We start from the raw sequence: 13,897 nt of genomic DNA on the forward strand, positions 1-13,897 counted from the left end.
TCAACAGGCCGGGCCCGTGCGCCCTCCCCTTGATGCTGTACTGAATAAGCCGCCTCACTACCCAACTTGCTGACCTCTCTGCTTCCCCTTCGTTGCCCTGTCACAACACACTGTCTGACGGGACTAGAACAGATCCAGCTGCTGGCCGCAGATCCGCTCGAATGACTCGCCGATAAACGGCAGTATGGCATCCGCTATGGGTCTGATCTGCTTGTCGATGTAGTGCTCGTAGTCGATGGCACTGCGCCTGTATTCCAGCGGCTCAGGCCCATTGAGGGTCATCAGATAGGAAATGGTGCCCCTGTGCTGGTAGCGCTGGGGCTGGCCCCGGCGCAGGTTCTCTTCATCGGCCAGCCGTGCCGCCCGCACATGGGGCGGGACGTTCTTCTGGTACTCCTCCAGCTTCTGGCGCAGCCGCTTGCGGTAGATGAGCAGATCATCGTGCAAGCCGGCCCGAGTCTCATCCACCATGGTGCGCACATAGCCGCTGGGATCTTCATCGTGAAACACCAGCTCATAGAGCCTGGTCTGGAACTGTTTGGCCAGCATGGTCCAGTCAGTGCGCACCGACTCGAGCCCCTTGAACACCAGTTGTTCCGTCCCCTCGCTCGCCTTGCCAACCAGACCGGCATACCGCTTCTTGCTGCCCTTCTCCAGCCCGCGAATGGTCGGCATCAAAAAGCGGCGGTAGTGGGTCTCGTACTGGATCTCCAGATGACTGGGCAGGTCGAACTCGCGCTTGATCAGTGCCGTCCAGTTGTCGTTGATCATCCGCGCCAAACCATGACCAATCTCATCGGCCTGCTGCGAGCTTGTCTCCCTGGCCAGGTGGACGAAAGTGGAGTCAGTGTCGCCGTAGATCACCTCGAAACCTTGCGCCTCAATCCACTCCCGAGTCTGCTGCATAATGCTGTGACCGCGCAGGGTGATGGAAGAAGCAAGCCTGGGGTCGTAGAAACGGCAGCCCCCCGAGCCCAGCACGCCGTAGAAGGAGTTCATGATGATCTTGATGGCCTGGGAAAGCGCCTTGTTGCTGGCCGCCTTGGCCCTGTCCCGCGCCGCCCACAGGGTGGCGATGAGATCCGGCAGGAAGTGGCGAGTACGGGAGAAGAGGGCGCCGCGAAAGCCGGGGATCGCCTCATCAGGATGCTGCAGCCCCTCCACCAGCCCCATGGGGTCAATACAAAAAGTGCGGATGATGCTGGGATAGAGGCTCTTGAAATCGAGCACCAGTACGTGGCGATAGAGACCGGGTTTGGAGTCCATCACATAGCCGCCGGGGCTTGCCAGCCCGCCGTCGGCAGGCAGATTGGGGGCCACATAGCCACCGCGATGGAGCCGCGGCAGATAGAGGTTGGTAAACGCCGCCACAGAGCCACCGACCCTGTCGAGCTCAAGGCCGGTAAGGGAAGCCCGCTCGATGGCAAAGGGAATGAGGTGGCAGTAGTCGAAGATCTCCCATACCAGCCTGCAATCTTCCAGGTTGTAGCGGGCCAGCGCCTCCTTGTCGGAGTGGAACAGTTCGGTGATCTTCTCCCCCCGATTGGCCACATCCTCGATATCCTTGCCGCGGCCGAGCAGCTCGCTTGCTACAGCATCCAGGCTGTAACTGGCAAACTGCCAGGTGGCGCTTTTCAGGGTATCTATGCCGTCGAGCACCATGCGCCCCGGTATGATGACATTGCCGGTCTGGGGATCGTTACGCGATGAGCGCCAGAAACAGAGCTCCCGCCCCCGCCCGAGCCGCAGCCGCCGCTTGTTGAGCTCGGCGCGGCGCAGCAGCAGCCGAAAGTCAAAATTCACCACGTTCCAGCCGATCACCAGGTCTGGATCATGCTGGCTGAACCACTGCTCCAGCGCCCCGAGCAAGGCATTCTCGTCCGCCACCCACTCCAGGGTCGTGCTCCACTCATCCGCGCCGACCTCGGGGGAGCCTATCATGATGACGCGGGCATCCTGCTCGCTGTAGAGCCCCACCGAAAAGAGGGCCCCGTCCATGGCACACTCCACATCCAGAGATACCCAGGAGAGCGTCGGCGTCACCGCCTGCGGCGCACAGCGCGCCTCGTTCACCTCCCAGTAACCGTGCTTGCCCCCCTTGCGCGCCGTTTTGCCGCCAAAGCGGACTCCGGCTGTGATGAAGCGCTCCATCAGAAACCGCTCCGGCAGCCGGATATCCGCCTCGAAGTGCTCCAGCCCGCGGATCAGCAACAACTCGATGGCACGGTGAAAAGCGCTCAAGGTGGAGAAATAGCAAGCCACCACGGCACGCCCATCGAAGGTGTGCATGGGCAGGCGCCGAAACCGCCCGCTCACGCCTGAGCCCTTGAACAGCTCGGCCGCTTCCTGCATGTGGCTCTGTGGCAGGAAGAACAAAGGCTCCTGCCCGGGCACCACCAGCCGTACCGGTCCCTGCTCGCTCCAGAGCCACATCACTATCTCTGTGCGTCCGCGCACGTCCCGACCATGGCGGGTCAGGATGAAGCCGTCCAGGGGCGCGTTTGCAGGAGCGGTCGTCGTCACGGTGGGCTGGGTCGCAATCATTCAGGATAAAGGGGCCGGTTTTGGGATGGGAGTATTGTACGTTCATACAGTGCTTGCCCGCAATCGTCATGCCAGGCTGCACCGCAAGGCTCATGCTGGTAAGCTCGAAGACGCGCACACGTGGGCAAGCGTGCTGTCACTGGCATACCTGCTTGCACCGGTTCACCCCATACAAGGAATCCATAGTGGCACTCTATTCCCTGCTGGATCGGCTGGTCATTCCCTACCAGCGATTCGATCACCCTCCCGTCTTTACCTGTGAGGAGGCGAGTCAGCTGTTGCCTGACTTGCCAGCCGCCAGGACCAAGAACCTGTTCTTACGCGATCCTAAAAGCGAGCGGCTGTTTCTGGTGGTCACGCCACAGGAGAGCCGGGTCGATCTCAAGGCGCTGGCTGCCAAGCTCGGAGTCAAGCGACTGAGCTTTGGCTCCCCGGAGCGGTTGCATGCCGCGCTCGGTCTAACCCCGGGTGCCGTCACCCTGCTCGCCATGGTGCGTGATACGGAGCAGGCGGTTGAACTGGTGGTGGATGAGCAAGTGTGGCAGGCCGAACAGGTGCAGTGTCATCCCCTGGTCAATACCGCCACCCTGCTCATCAGGCTGGACGATGTACGCCGCCTGCTGACCCATCTGGGCCGAGAAGCCACCGTCATGATCCTGCCAGTACTGGCTGAGTGACGGGCAGCGGATCAGGGGCTGCTTTTCCCCACACACGCATCAGCGGCTGCCAGGGCGGTCGCTTCACAGTGATGCATGGCTGGATGCTTAAGCCATTGATAATGGGTTGGATTCATGCTGTGATCCAGCACTGCCAGCTATCGACCTCATACGTCGGGACGCGGTTAACAGGTGGAAGAGCCCTGAGAGACCCTTGATGCATAATCTGTTTTCCTCCGCACAATTGCTGAGTCTGGTACTGTTTGTCACGCTGTCCCATGTCGGGGTCGCGGTCATTTTTGCCTATGTGTGGCATACCCAGCGCCGCATCAGGGGCCTGCTCTACTGGTCTGCCAGCGAACTGGCTATCGCCGCTTCATTCTGCGGCCTGCTGCTCCGGCCGCTCGAGGGGGATATCTCCCTTGCCAACATACTGCTGACCAACCTGCTGCTGCTTGCCGCGCCCCTGCTGTATGAGCGGGGCTTGCGCCACTTCTTTCGACGCGAGGCAGACCAGCTTGGCTGGCTCTGCCCTGCCATAGCGCTCATCGGATTTGTGCTGTTTGCCCTGACAGCCAGCCTGCGCCCCCTGTCTGACGTACACAGCCGGATCATGGTCCTCTCCGCCGTGCTCTCCCTGCAATTCGCGGTACTGATCTGGCAGCTCTGGCGTTATCAACGTCTGGCCCCCCTCTATCGGGTATTGCGCTTTGCCATACTGCTGCTCGGTCTGCAGTTGCTGCTGCAGCTGCTCCGGATAGCCAAGCACCTCTGGCAGCCGGAACTCAACGCCAGTACCTTTACCGACCCCTTGCTCGGCCCCGTGATCCTGCTCAGCCTGCTCTTTACCATAGCCCGCAGCTATCTGTTGCTCAGCCTTGTCCATACCCGCCAGCAGCAGGCACTATTGGCGACCCAGCGCGAGCTGGAGCAGCGGGCCAATCAGGATGAGCTGACCGGTCTGCTGAGCCGCCACTATTTTCAGCAACTGTTACAGGCGCAGGTCAGTGCAGGAGCCAACCCCTGTCAGCTGTTGCTGATCGACCTGGATGACTTCAAGCAGATCAATGACCGGCACGGTCATCCCGCCGGGGATGCCATGTTGCGACTGGTGGGTCAGGTGATACGCACTACCCTGCCACGGCAGGGGATAGCGGGGCGACTGGGGGGAGACGAGCTGGTCATTTTCTTGATGGAAAATCCGCAAACGCTGCCACATTACTGCCACACCCTGCAGCAACGGATCGCCCAGGCCACCTCGCAGCTCGCTGGCGGTCCCATCAGCATGAGCATAGGCCTGACGTCGCTGCAGCCGGGAGAGCGCTTCGAGCAGGCATACCCCAGAGCGGACAGGGCGCTCTATGCGGCCAAGCAAGGGGGGCGACAACGGACCTGCGTACAGGAGCCCCACCACAGCGAGCCGCAACTGCTCCAACCCCTGGTCACTGGCTCGTGAACAGGCCGTCGACCATAGAGTGCCGCCCGGCGCAACCTGACGATGTCCCCGCCTATCGCAGCTATGTGACCGAGTGCGGCGAAGCGGGTCTACCGCTCTATCAGGTGGCGCAATTTGACCCTGACGGCTGGCTGCAAAGCCTGCTCGATCACTCAGAGGGCCGTCATCTGCCCATGGGGTATCTGCCCACCACTACCTACTTTGCACTTGAGGAGGGGGAGATACTCGGCACACTGCGGCTACGCCACGGCGACAACCCGGCCACGGCGCAGTGGCTTGGCCACATAGGTTACGATACCCGCCCCTCCCGCCGCGGTGAGGGCGTTGCCCGCACCCTGCTGTGCTGGTTGCAACAACATGTATTGACCGGCCCCGTCCTCATCAGCTGCGACGAAACGAATGCAGCCTCCCTCAAGATCATTGAAGCTGCCAACGGACAGTGGCTGGATCGTCGCTACCATGCAGGGGATGACTGCTGGGTACGGTTTTACCGCCTCCCGCTCCTGCGTTGAGCCGCCAGCCAGATGCCGCGTCAAACGGCAGCCATAAACAACATGAGCGCCCGAAGGCGCTCATGCTGTGACTGATGACGTGATGATGAGTGGCGATCAGTAGCTGTCTTCCTACTCGGCGTTCATTCGGGCCAGACGGGCATGGGCTTCCTCTTCGGCGCTCTCGATCTCGTGCAGCACGGAATCGATATCGATAGCCTCTGTGCTCTCCTCGAACAGGCCGGTCAACTCGCTCTCCGGGGTCAGCTTGCCATCTTCAAACAGGGCCCACATCTCCTTGGCGTAACGGGTATTGAGCAGCTCGGGGGCATACATGCCGTAATAGTTGCGCATGTTGTTGACGTCCCGCTCCAGCATCGCCTTGGCCTGGTTGTTGGCGGCGGCATCCACCACCTGGGGCAGGTCTATGATGACGGGGCCCTGGGCATCCACCAGCACGTTGAACTCGGAAAGATCCCCGTGGATAAGGCCTGCGCAGAGCATGCGCACCACATAGCGGATCACCTTGTCGTGATCGATGACAGCCTGCTCGGGTGAGAGTGCCACGTCATTGAGACGGGGCGCCACATTGCCATCCTCGTCGGTGATCAGCTCCATCAAGAGCACACCGTCGAGACAGACATAGGGCTGCGGTACCCGCACGCCAGCTGCCGCCAGCTTGAACAGGGCATCCACTTCTGTGTTCTGCCACACCTCTTCGTGCTGTTTGCGGCCGTACTTGGAGCCTTTCTCCATGGCGCGGGCGCTGCGACTGTTACGCACCTTGCGCCCTTCCTGATACACCACGGCCTGCTTGAAGCTGCGCTTGGACGCCTCTTTATAGACCTTGGCGCAGCGGATCTCGTCGCCGCAGCGCACCACATAGACGTCGGCCTCTTTGCCGCTCATCAGCCGGCTGATGACGTCATCGACCAGGCCGTCATCAACCAGAGGTTGGATTCGATTTGGAATTTTCATGGCCGCCCTTTTACCCTATTTGCGCCTCAGAAGATAGCCCCTATGAGGCCAGCTTGCATATCCCTGTTCCTTGGCACCTTCCGGTGCCCCATTTGCCGCTGTTTTACTCACCAAACTGCTTAAAGGACAAGCGCTTGTCACCGCTGTCATCTCAGGTCGCCAGCCAGTGTCTTTCCCTTCAGGGTTCGGGTGGCAGACCGCTGCGGATCCGCTTAATCCCCTCTTCGTAGAGACCATCCTCCCCTTCTTGATGTTCCTGGGTTTCGAAGATCTTGAGAAACCACATGTACTGCTCTGGATACTGGCTCAGCTGCTGCTCCACCATGCGGTTCATGGCATTGACGTCGGCGGTCAAATCGTCCGTGGGATATGGATAAAACGGGGGTTCAATCTCAAGCCGGTAGCACTCTTCATCTTCGTCATAGCAGGCGAGGATGGGCACAGCACGGGCACCGGTCAGCTTCACCAGCTTGGGCAGGGCCGGCAGCGTTGCCTTGGGGTGACCGAAGAAAGGGATGAAGATGCTCTTCTCACGACCATGATCCTGATCCGGCAGATAGAAGAAGTTGTAGCCGCTGCGGATGGACTTGATGGCCGGTTTGATGCCGACACTGCGCTCATACACCTTGCCGGCTTTGGATCGCTCGCGGTTGATATACCAGTCAAACACCTGATCTTTCGGGCTCTTCATCATGGTACAGAGCGCAAGCCCCTCATCGGTCAGGTAGCGGCCAATCATGTCCACCGCCCAGGTGTGAGGCACGACCAGTATCATGGTGCGCCCGGCGGCCAGCTCCGCCTCTATATGCTCCCAGCCCCGTACCTTGATGCGGCTTTTGAGATGCGCGGAGCTGCGCAGGGTCAGCTCGCCAAAGCCCATGAATGCCTTGAGACCGGTCCGGATCGCCTTGAGCAGCAGCGCCTTACGGCCCGCGTCATCCAGCTTGGGAAAACAGATCTTGAGATTGGTCTCGGCAATGTAGGCCTGCTTTTTGGAAAGTCGCAGCAAGGCCGGGGCCACGGCATTGGCAAAACGCCCGCGCACACCGTGAGGCACCCATGCCAGCAGACACAAAAAACCAAGCGCCAGCCAACTGCCCCACCAGCGCGGATGAAGCAGACGGGCATGAAATGAGGTATCAAAAACCGGATCGTGTGAAGACATCGCCGCCATCAAGTCATAGAAAATAAACGGTTATTTTAATTATCCTGACAATTTTTTCCACTTTGGGGTGCAGTGGTCTTACCAACACACAGACTCGTACCCAATAAAAATGGCCCCGCAGGGCCATGATCACGATGACAGGTCAGGCGCCGGGAGGAAGATCACCTCGGATCCGCTTGATCCCTTCTTCATAGAGGCCGTCCGACCCTTCCTGCTCTTCACGGGTATCGAAAATCTTGAGGAACCACATGTATTGGCCCGGATCGCGAGTCAGTTGCTGCTCAATCATCTTGTTCATGCGGCAGGTGTCCGCCATCAGATCGCCGCTGGGGTAATCAGCAAACGGCGCCTCTATCTCCAGACGGTAGCAGTACTTGGCCTCATCGTAGCAGGCCAGCATGGGCACTGCCTTGGCACCACTGACCTGCACCAACCGCGGCAGAGCCGGCAGGGTTGCCTTGGGATAGCCGAAGAAGGGCGCAAAGATGCTCGCCTCACGGCCATGATCCTGGTCCGGCAGATAGAAGAAACTGTGTCCACGCTTGACGGTTCTGATCACCGACTTGATGCCAGCACTGCGCTCATAGACAAGGCAACCATTCTTGGCTCGTTCCCGATTGATGTGCCAGTCAAATACCGGATTGCGGGCACTCTTCATCATGGCGCACATGGGCACGCCACGCTGGGTGAAGTAGTAGCCGGCAGCATCGACCGGCCAGCTATGGGGCACCACCAGTATCATGGGGCGGCCGGCGGCCTGCTCCGCCTCGATATGCTCCCAGCCACTCACCTGGATACGTTTCATCAGGTAGGCGGGACTGCGCACGGTAAATTCACCAAATCCAAGCAGGGTCTTGAGACCGATGCGGATGGAGGTCATCAGGATGGCATCACGCTCGGCTTGGCTCTTGTTGGCAAAGCAGATATCGAGGTTGGTTTTGGCGATGTAGATCTGTTTCTTGGAGACCTTGACTACCAGCGGCGCCAGCCATTCTGCCAGCTTGTCACGCCAGCGAGGCGGCACGAAGGCGAGCACACAGAGTGCGCCGAGTGCCAACCAGCTTGGCCAGTAACGCGGTCGCAATAAACGGGTCTGAAAAGAGGAATCAAACACAGGATCTTGGGAAGACATGAATGAGGTCAAACGAAGAAAATGGGGTTGCATTGTATTCGTCCTGACAGGTAATACCAGTGAAATTCATCGTGAGCACCTCAGGGTGAGCGCTGGTTCAAAAAATGGATTTCCCAGCGGCAAAAACAGTCTCCTTCAACACTTAACCGCAGACAAAAAAGCGCTCCACCCATGGCGGAGCGCTCTCACTACTTCTGGCCAGTGGAGCATGTCGTGCACGCATGCCCTTCTCGTTGACTGACCCCTTACCCCGAGTCTCTCCAGGAGAGTCGTGCCTAGCGGCAGGCGCCGTGTCGGGCGATGCCGTGATCCATGTTGATCTCCCTTAATGGCAAAAAGAACATCAGATAGCGCAAGGCCACATAGCCGACGATCAGGGTGGCGGCACCCAGTTCGAAGTGGGCCAGCAGATTGACCTGCTCCACATAGTGGGTTGCTTGTGGCCACTGCGCCAGCAGGTGGCTTACCTTGAACAGGGCGGTGGCACCTATCACCAGCGGGAAGGTGAAGGCGGCATACCCCGGTGAAAACGGCAGGCGCAACAACTTGATGAACGCCAGATAGATGATGCAGGTCATCAGGATGGCGATCCCCAGCAGCACGGCCACCAGCAGCAAGGAAGGATCCTCGGTCACGGTCAGGTAACCGGCGAGTGACAGACTGGCAGGGGCCGCCAGAATGGCGATGGTCGGCTTGGCGGCATCCGGTACTTCATGACTGAAGATGAGGCGATAGAGCATCAGCGGCAACATCAGGCCGTAGCAGAGCATGCCAAACCAGAGCAGGCCGTCGGCCAGCGCGGCAAACTGGCCACCCGGAAAGGCCACGTCAGCCACTATGATGCCCACCGGCGGCACAAACCAGCTCGGCACCATGTGATGGATCTCGAACTGCTTGACCCTGTGCCAGACAAACGTGGCCAGAAACAGCAGATGCAGCACAACGGCAAACAACCAGAGCCCCTCGCCCAGACCGGGGGCCAGCATGCCGACCGCCTTGGAGACCACCATGGTGGCCATGGCATAGGTAGGCACAACGCTGCCCACCACAGGGTGAGCCAGATCCTGCCACAGCAGGCGTGGATGAAGCAGAAACTTGAAGGTGAGGATCACCAGCAGCACGGCAGCAACGGCGGCGCCCAGCAGTTGCAGGCGACCATCGAACTGGCCGGCGTTTTCCCAGCACCAACCGAGACTGGCGATCCCGAGTGCCAGGCCCGCCATGGGGGTCGGTGCCGCGGCTAGGGATTGACGAGTTCTTGCGATCATGGCTGAAACCTCTTGTGAGAGACGATGAGTATAGGATAAAGCGCCGCTATCGTTTACGATATCTAAATGAATTGAATCAATTGTTCAGGTAAACCAAACATGAAACTAACCCTGCAACAACTCAAGGTCTTCGCCACCATAGCCCGCTACGGCAATCTGGGGCTGGCCGCCAACGAGCTCTGCCTGAGCAAGGGCGCCGTGTCCCAGTCATTGCAGGAGCTGGAGCGTCAGCTCGCCACTCCCTTGTTTGATCGCATTCACCCCAGATTGCAGCTCAACAACGAGGGGCGCTTGCTGCAACCGGCCGCCGAAGAGCTGCTGACCCGGATGCAGGATATTGAAACCCTGTTCAGCCCGGATGCAGAGCCAAGCGGCCAGCTGCGCCTGGGAGCGAGCCAGACCATAGGCAACTACCTGCTCCCTACCCTGCTGGCCAGCAGCAAACAGGAGCTGGGCCTGCCCCCCAGAGTCACCATCACCAACACCCACCAGCTGTGCCATTTGCTGGCCAACTTCGAGCTGGATCTGGCCTTGATAGAGGGGCAGAACCACCATGCTGATCTGGTGAGTGAACCCTGGCTCAATGACGAGATGCTGATCGTGGCTCATCCCGATCATCCCCTCGCCCGGCGCAGTCGCCTGTCGCTCAGCCAGCTGAGCGATGAAACCTGGGTACTGCGCGAGCCACAGTCAGGCAGCCGCGAGCAATTCGAGCAACAGATCCAGCCCGGGCTGCCTCGCTGGCAGGCAGGGCTTGAGCTCAACACCCTGGAGGCCGTGATGCTGGCGGTTGAAAAGGGGCTGGGGATCTCCTTCATCTCCCGCCTGGCGGTGTCGGATCGGTTGCAAGCCGGTCGTCTGGTGGCCTTCTCCCTTGCCCGGCGTTTTCCCCGCCAGCTCTCCCTCATCTGGCACCGGCAGAAATACCACTCCGCCACCCTGCGCCGCTTTCTGCAGTTTTGCCGCGCGCAAGAGGGGGCCCTGCCTCAACCCCTGGCGGACATAACCACTCGGACAAAAGCGCAATAAGATGATCGGGCTCGATGATCGCGCCCGATCATCTGGCTTCCCCTTGCGCAGACAAAAAAAGAGAGGGCGCCCAGGCGCCCTCTCTCTCTATCCGTTATCAGGCTGCGGGTTGCAAACCGTGCTCGACCCACCCCAGCACTTGTCTGGTCAGGGCCTGCGGCACCCAGGGGGAATCCCTCAATCCCTGCCTGACACAGGCGGCGAAATGATCCGCCTCGTGCTGCATGCCACCGCCCGCTACCTGCGCCTCTATGTCTCCCGGCCAGGCAGGCAAGGGATCGCCTGTGACCCAGCGTACCTGCTGGGGGTTCCACCACTTACCGACCAGTTGCAGGGCCCAACCCTCACCGCCCAGATAGGCCGCCTTGTCGAGATCCTGGACGATGGAGGCATCCAGCTCGGCCGCGAGGGGGCCGGCAAAGCGGAAGCTGGCGGCCTCGTCCACCTCGCCCGTCTGGCGGGAAAGAGCGACCTGCGGCTCACCCGCAGCCAGCCCCAGCTGGTGACAGATGGCGGCGTAGAGCCAGAGCGGATAGACACCCACATCCCAGGCAGCGCCTCCGGCCAAGGCGGGATCAAACAGTTTGCCGGATCTCTCCTGCACCGAGCCGAAGGCCGCCTGCAGCCGATTGGGGGCAGGCAAGGCGCCGAGTCGCCGCAGCAATTCGCGCATGGCGGGGAAGCACATCACCTTCATGGCCTCCATCAGCAGCAGGCCACGGGCCTGGGCGAGCTGCACCAGCGCATCCCAGTCTGCTACTTGAGTCACCGCCGGTTTTTCCACCAGCACGTGCTTGCCCGCCAGCAACATCTGCTTGATCAGGTCGGCGTGCTCCGGGTGGATCACCGCCACATAGACGGCCTCCACCTCGGTGCTTGCCGCCAGCGCCTGGTAGCTGCCATAGGCAAGGGGCAATCCCTGCTCCTCGGCAAAGTCCCGGGCCCGCGTCTGATCACGGGCGGCGATCGCCACCACCAGCCCCAGACTGGCGTGCTCATTCACGTCCTTGCAAAAGCGACGGGCAATGGCCCCCGCCCCGGCAATGCCCCAGCGCAGTGGCCGCGCGTGTGGATCTTCTTGCATCATCATTGCTCCTTATGCGGTGGCCGCGGCGCTTTACGCCTTTGCCAGACTGCGCAACCAACTGATCTCGTCGCCCCAGATCGTCTCGTCTATGGTCTCCAGGATCAGCGGAATGCCATCGAAACGGTCGTCATTCATGATGTGGTGGAATACCGCCTCCCCCAGATTGCCTTCACGCAAGCTGTGGTGGCGATCGACCCGGCTGCCGAAGGTGCACTTGGCGCCGTTGATGTGCATCCCCTTGAGATACTGGAAGCCGACAATCCGATCGAAATCGGCAAACACCTGAGCGCAGGACTCAGGGGTGCGCAAGTCATAACCGGCGGCGAAGGCGTGGCAAGTATCGAAGCAGATACCGACCCGACTCTTGTCCTCCACCCCGTCGATGAGGGTGGCCAGGTGTTCGAACGACCAGCCGAGGTTGGTGCCCTGCCCGGCTGTGTTCTCTATCACGGCCGTCACCCCTTGGCTGCGCTCCAGCGCCCAGTTGATGGATTCGCTCACCAGTCTTAGGCTGGCCGCTTCCGGGATCTGCTTCAAATGGCTGCCAGGGTGGAAGTTCAAGTAGCAAAGCCCGAGCTGCTCGCAGCGCTTTATCTCATCGAGAAACGCATCGCGAGACTTGGCCAGGCCGTCGGGATCGGGATGGCCCAGATTGATGAGGTAACTGTCGTGGGGCAGGATCTGCTCCGGGCGAAAACCGGCTTTCTCGCACGCCAGTTTGAAGGCTCTGATGCTGGCCTCGGACAGCGGCGCAGCCTGCCACTGGCGCTGGTTCTTGGTAAACAGGGCGAAGGCGTTGGCACCGATGGCCTGGGCGCGGGCTATGGTGTTCTCCACCCCGCCGGCGGCACTGACGTGGGCTCCAATATATTTCATGAGATCTCCTCTGCTCTGTGAGAGCGCCATTATGCCTATCTGCCCCGCCCGCGCCAAACCGGGATCTTCGATGATCACTTTCGATTACCACTATAGAGAGCCCGACCAGAACATCTGACCACCGATGTCGTGCATGACAGAGGGAGGCGCCCCGTCACTGGCCGCTCGACAATGCCGGGGCAGGTTCACTGGCGAGCGCCGTCTCCAGCAGGCCGCCCAGCCAGTGAATGAAGGCCTGCACCCTGGGCGAGAGCTGACGACGATGGGCATAGAGGGCATGAATGGGCAAAGGAGGCGCCTGCCACTGGGGCAACACCATGACCAGTTCCCCACTGGCGAGCAGTGCCTCTACCCCGACTCGCGGCATCTGGATGATCCCGAGCCCCGCCAGCGCCGCGGCCAGATAGGTTTCGCTATCGTTCACCGTGAGGGCGCCGGCCATCGCCAGCACGGCGCGGGTGCCATCGGCCTGCAAGTACTCGAACCCGGCTTCTTTATCCCCCGGCACGGCGCCATAGTGGACCAGTCGGTGCCCCGTCAGGTCGGCCAAGGTTTGTGGAATGCCATGGCGGGCCAGATAGGTGGCGCTGGCGCAGTTGATCTGGCGGTAGTGGCCCAGGGGGCGGGCTACCAGGCTGGAGGACTCCAGCGCCCCCACCCGCACTACACAGTCGAAGCCTTCGCGCACCAGATCGACACGCCGATCCGTGCTGCTCAGCATCAGTTGCAAGTCAGGGTGAGCCGCCAGAAAGGCGGGCAGCGCCGGTATGACCAGATGACGCGCCATCCGGCTTGGCATGTCCACCCGCAGCTGGCCGCTGAGTTGCCCATGCTGCCGAAACAGCCCATTGAACTCCTCCATGTCGGCCAGCAACGCCTGACAGCGGGCGTAGCAGAGCTGGCCATCCGTGGTCAGTTGCACCCGCCTGGTAGTGCGATGAAGCAAGCGGGCTCCCAGCTGCTCCTCCAGCCGTCGAATGGCCGCGGAGAGCGTCGCCTTGGGCATGCTCATCTGCTCGGCGCTGCGGGTGAAGCTCTCAAGCTCGGCCACCCGCATAAACATTCTCATCGCATCCAGTTGATCCATGGCGTCATTGTCACTTTAAACGGAACAGTGCATCTATTATTACCCTCTTTATCCATAATGTACGTACCAATAGAGTGGCACTACCGGCTCGTCTCGAGCCCGCACCCACCCCATTGACAGGAGTCGTA

Annotated in this window: 12 protein-coding genes; 4 read left to right on the forward strand and 8 right to left on the reverse strand. The window is 60.7% G+C overall.

Features of this window, described 5'->3' with window-relative positions:
* Nucleotides 1–123: 123 nt before the first annotated feature.
* Nucleotides 124–2,544, reverse strand: a complete 2,421-nt coding sequence (locus GWQ29_RS18260) for a DNA polymerase II (protein ID WP_275920010.1) — start codon at nucleotides 2,542–2,544, stop codon at nucleotides 124–126.
* A gap of 185 nt (nucleotides 2,545–2,729) precedes the next feature.
* On the opposite strand from GWQ29_RS18260, the gene GWQ29_RS18265 reads away from it, so the two are divergent.
* The 3 genes from GWQ29_RS18265 to GWQ29_RS18275 all read left to right on the forward strand — a co-directional run bounded on the left by GWQ29_RS18265 (nucleotide 2,730) and on the right by GWQ29_RS18275 (nucleotide 5,168).
* The gene (locus tag GWQ29_RS18265) at nucleotides 2,730–3,221 is read left to right on the forward strand and encodes a prolyl-tRNA synthetase associated domain-containing protein (RefSeq protein WP_005311224.1); all 492 of its coding nucleotides are present in this window, start codon (nucleotides 2,730–2,732) and stop codon (nucleotides 3,219–3,221) included.
* A gap of 196 nt (nucleotides 3,222–3,417) precedes the next feature.
* Nucleotides 3,418–4,656, forward strand: coding sequence for a GGDEF domain-containing protein (locus GWQ29_RS18270; RefSeq protein WP_275920011.1), 1,239 nt, complete (start codon nucleotides 3,418–3,420; stop codon nucleotides 4,654–4,656).
* Nucleotides 4,653–5,168 carry a GNAT family N-acetyltransferase gene (locus tag GWQ29_RS18275; protein ID WP_275920012.1) on the forward strand — a complete coding sequence of 172 codons (516 nt, stop codon included), beginning with the start codon at nucleotides 4,653–4,655 and terminating at the stop codon, nucleotides 5,166–5,168. Before GWQ29_RS18270 ends, GWQ29_RS18275 begins: the two co-directional genes overlap by 4 nt.
* Before the next feature lie 111 nt (nucleotides 5,169–5,279).
* Here GWQ29_RS18275 and GWQ29_RS18280 read toward each other — a convergent pair whose 3' ends face one another.
* The 4 genes from GWQ29_RS18280 to GWQ29_RS18295 form a co-directional block, all read right to left on the reverse strand.
* Entirely contained in the window at nucleotides 5,280–6,125 is an 846-nt protein-coding gene (locus GWQ29_RS18280; protein WP_275920013.1) for a PA4780 family RIO1-like protein kinase, read from the reverse strand.
* Nucleotides 6,126–6,303: 178 nt separating this feature from the next.
* Entirely contained in the window at nucleotides 6,304–7,299 is a 996-nt protein-coding gene (locus GWQ29_RS18285) for a lauroyl-Kdo(2)-lipid IV(A) myristoyltransferase (protein ID WP_275920014.1), read from the reverse strand.
* 133 nt (nucleotides 7,300–7,432) lie between these two features.
* The gene (gene lpxM, locus GWQ29_RS18290; RefSeq protein WP_265421736.1) at nucleotides 7,433–8,422 is read right to left on the reverse strand and encodes a lauroyl-Kdo(2)-lipid IV(A) myristoyltransferase; all 990 of its coding nucleotides are present in this window, start codon (nucleotides 8,420–8,422) and stop codon (nucleotides 7,433–7,435) included.
* A 275-nt stretch (nucleotides 8,423–8,697) separates the two neighbouring features.
* Nucleotides 8,698–9,690, reverse strand: a complete 993-nt coding sequence (locus tag GWQ29_RS18295; RefSeq protein ID WP_275920015.1) for a TDT family transporter — start codon at nucleotides 9,688–9,690, stop codon at nucleotides 8,698–8,700.
* Nucleotides 9,691–9,789: 99 nt separating this feature from the next.
* On the opposite strand from GWQ29_RS18295, the gene GWQ29_RS18300 reads away from it, so the two are divergent.
* Complete coding sequence (locus GWQ29_RS18300) at nucleotides 9,790–10,719, forward strand: LysR substrate-binding domain-containing protein (protein ID WP_059114072.1); 930 nt, start codon at nucleotides 9,790–9,792, stop codon at nucleotides 10,717–10,719.
* Between the two features lie 97 nt (nucleotides 10,720–10,816).
* On the opposite strand, the gene GWQ29_RS18305 is transcribed toward GWQ29_RS18300, so the two are convergent.
* The 3 genes from GWQ29_RS18305 to GWQ29_RS18315 all read right to left on the reverse strand — a co-directional run bounded on the left by GWQ29_RS18305 (nucleotide 10,817) and on the right by GWQ29_RS18315 (nucleotide 13,769).
* Complete coding sequence (locus GWQ29_RS18305; protein ID WP_275920016.1) at nucleotides 10,817–11,809, reverse strand: Gfo/Idh/MocA family oxidoreductase; 993 nt, start codon at nucleotides 11,807–11,809, stop codon at nucleotides 10,817–10,819.
* Nucleotides 11,810–11,836: 27 nt separating this feature from the next.
* Nucleotides 11,837–12,682 carry a deoxyribonuclease IV gene (gene nfo / locus GWQ29_RS18310; RefSeq protein WP_159166472.1) on the reverse strand — a complete coding sequence of 282 codons (846 nt, stop codon included), beginning with the start codon at nucleotides 12,680–12,682 and terminating at the stop codon, nucleotides 11,837–11,839.
* A 154-nt stretch (nucleotides 12,683–12,836) separates the two neighbouring features.
* A complete protein-coding gene (locus tag GWQ29_RS18315) occupies nucleotides 12,837–13,769 on the reverse strand; it encodes a LysR family transcriptional regulator (protein WP_275920017.1) in 933 nt (310 codons plus the stop codon).
* Nucleotides 13,770–13,897 lie beyond the last annotated feature (128 nt).

This window comes from Aeromonas sp. 2HA2 (assembly GCF_029237345.1).
GTDB lineage: Bacteria > Pseudomonadota > Gammaproteobacteria > Enterobacterales > Aeromonadaceae > Aeromonas > Aeromonas salmonicida.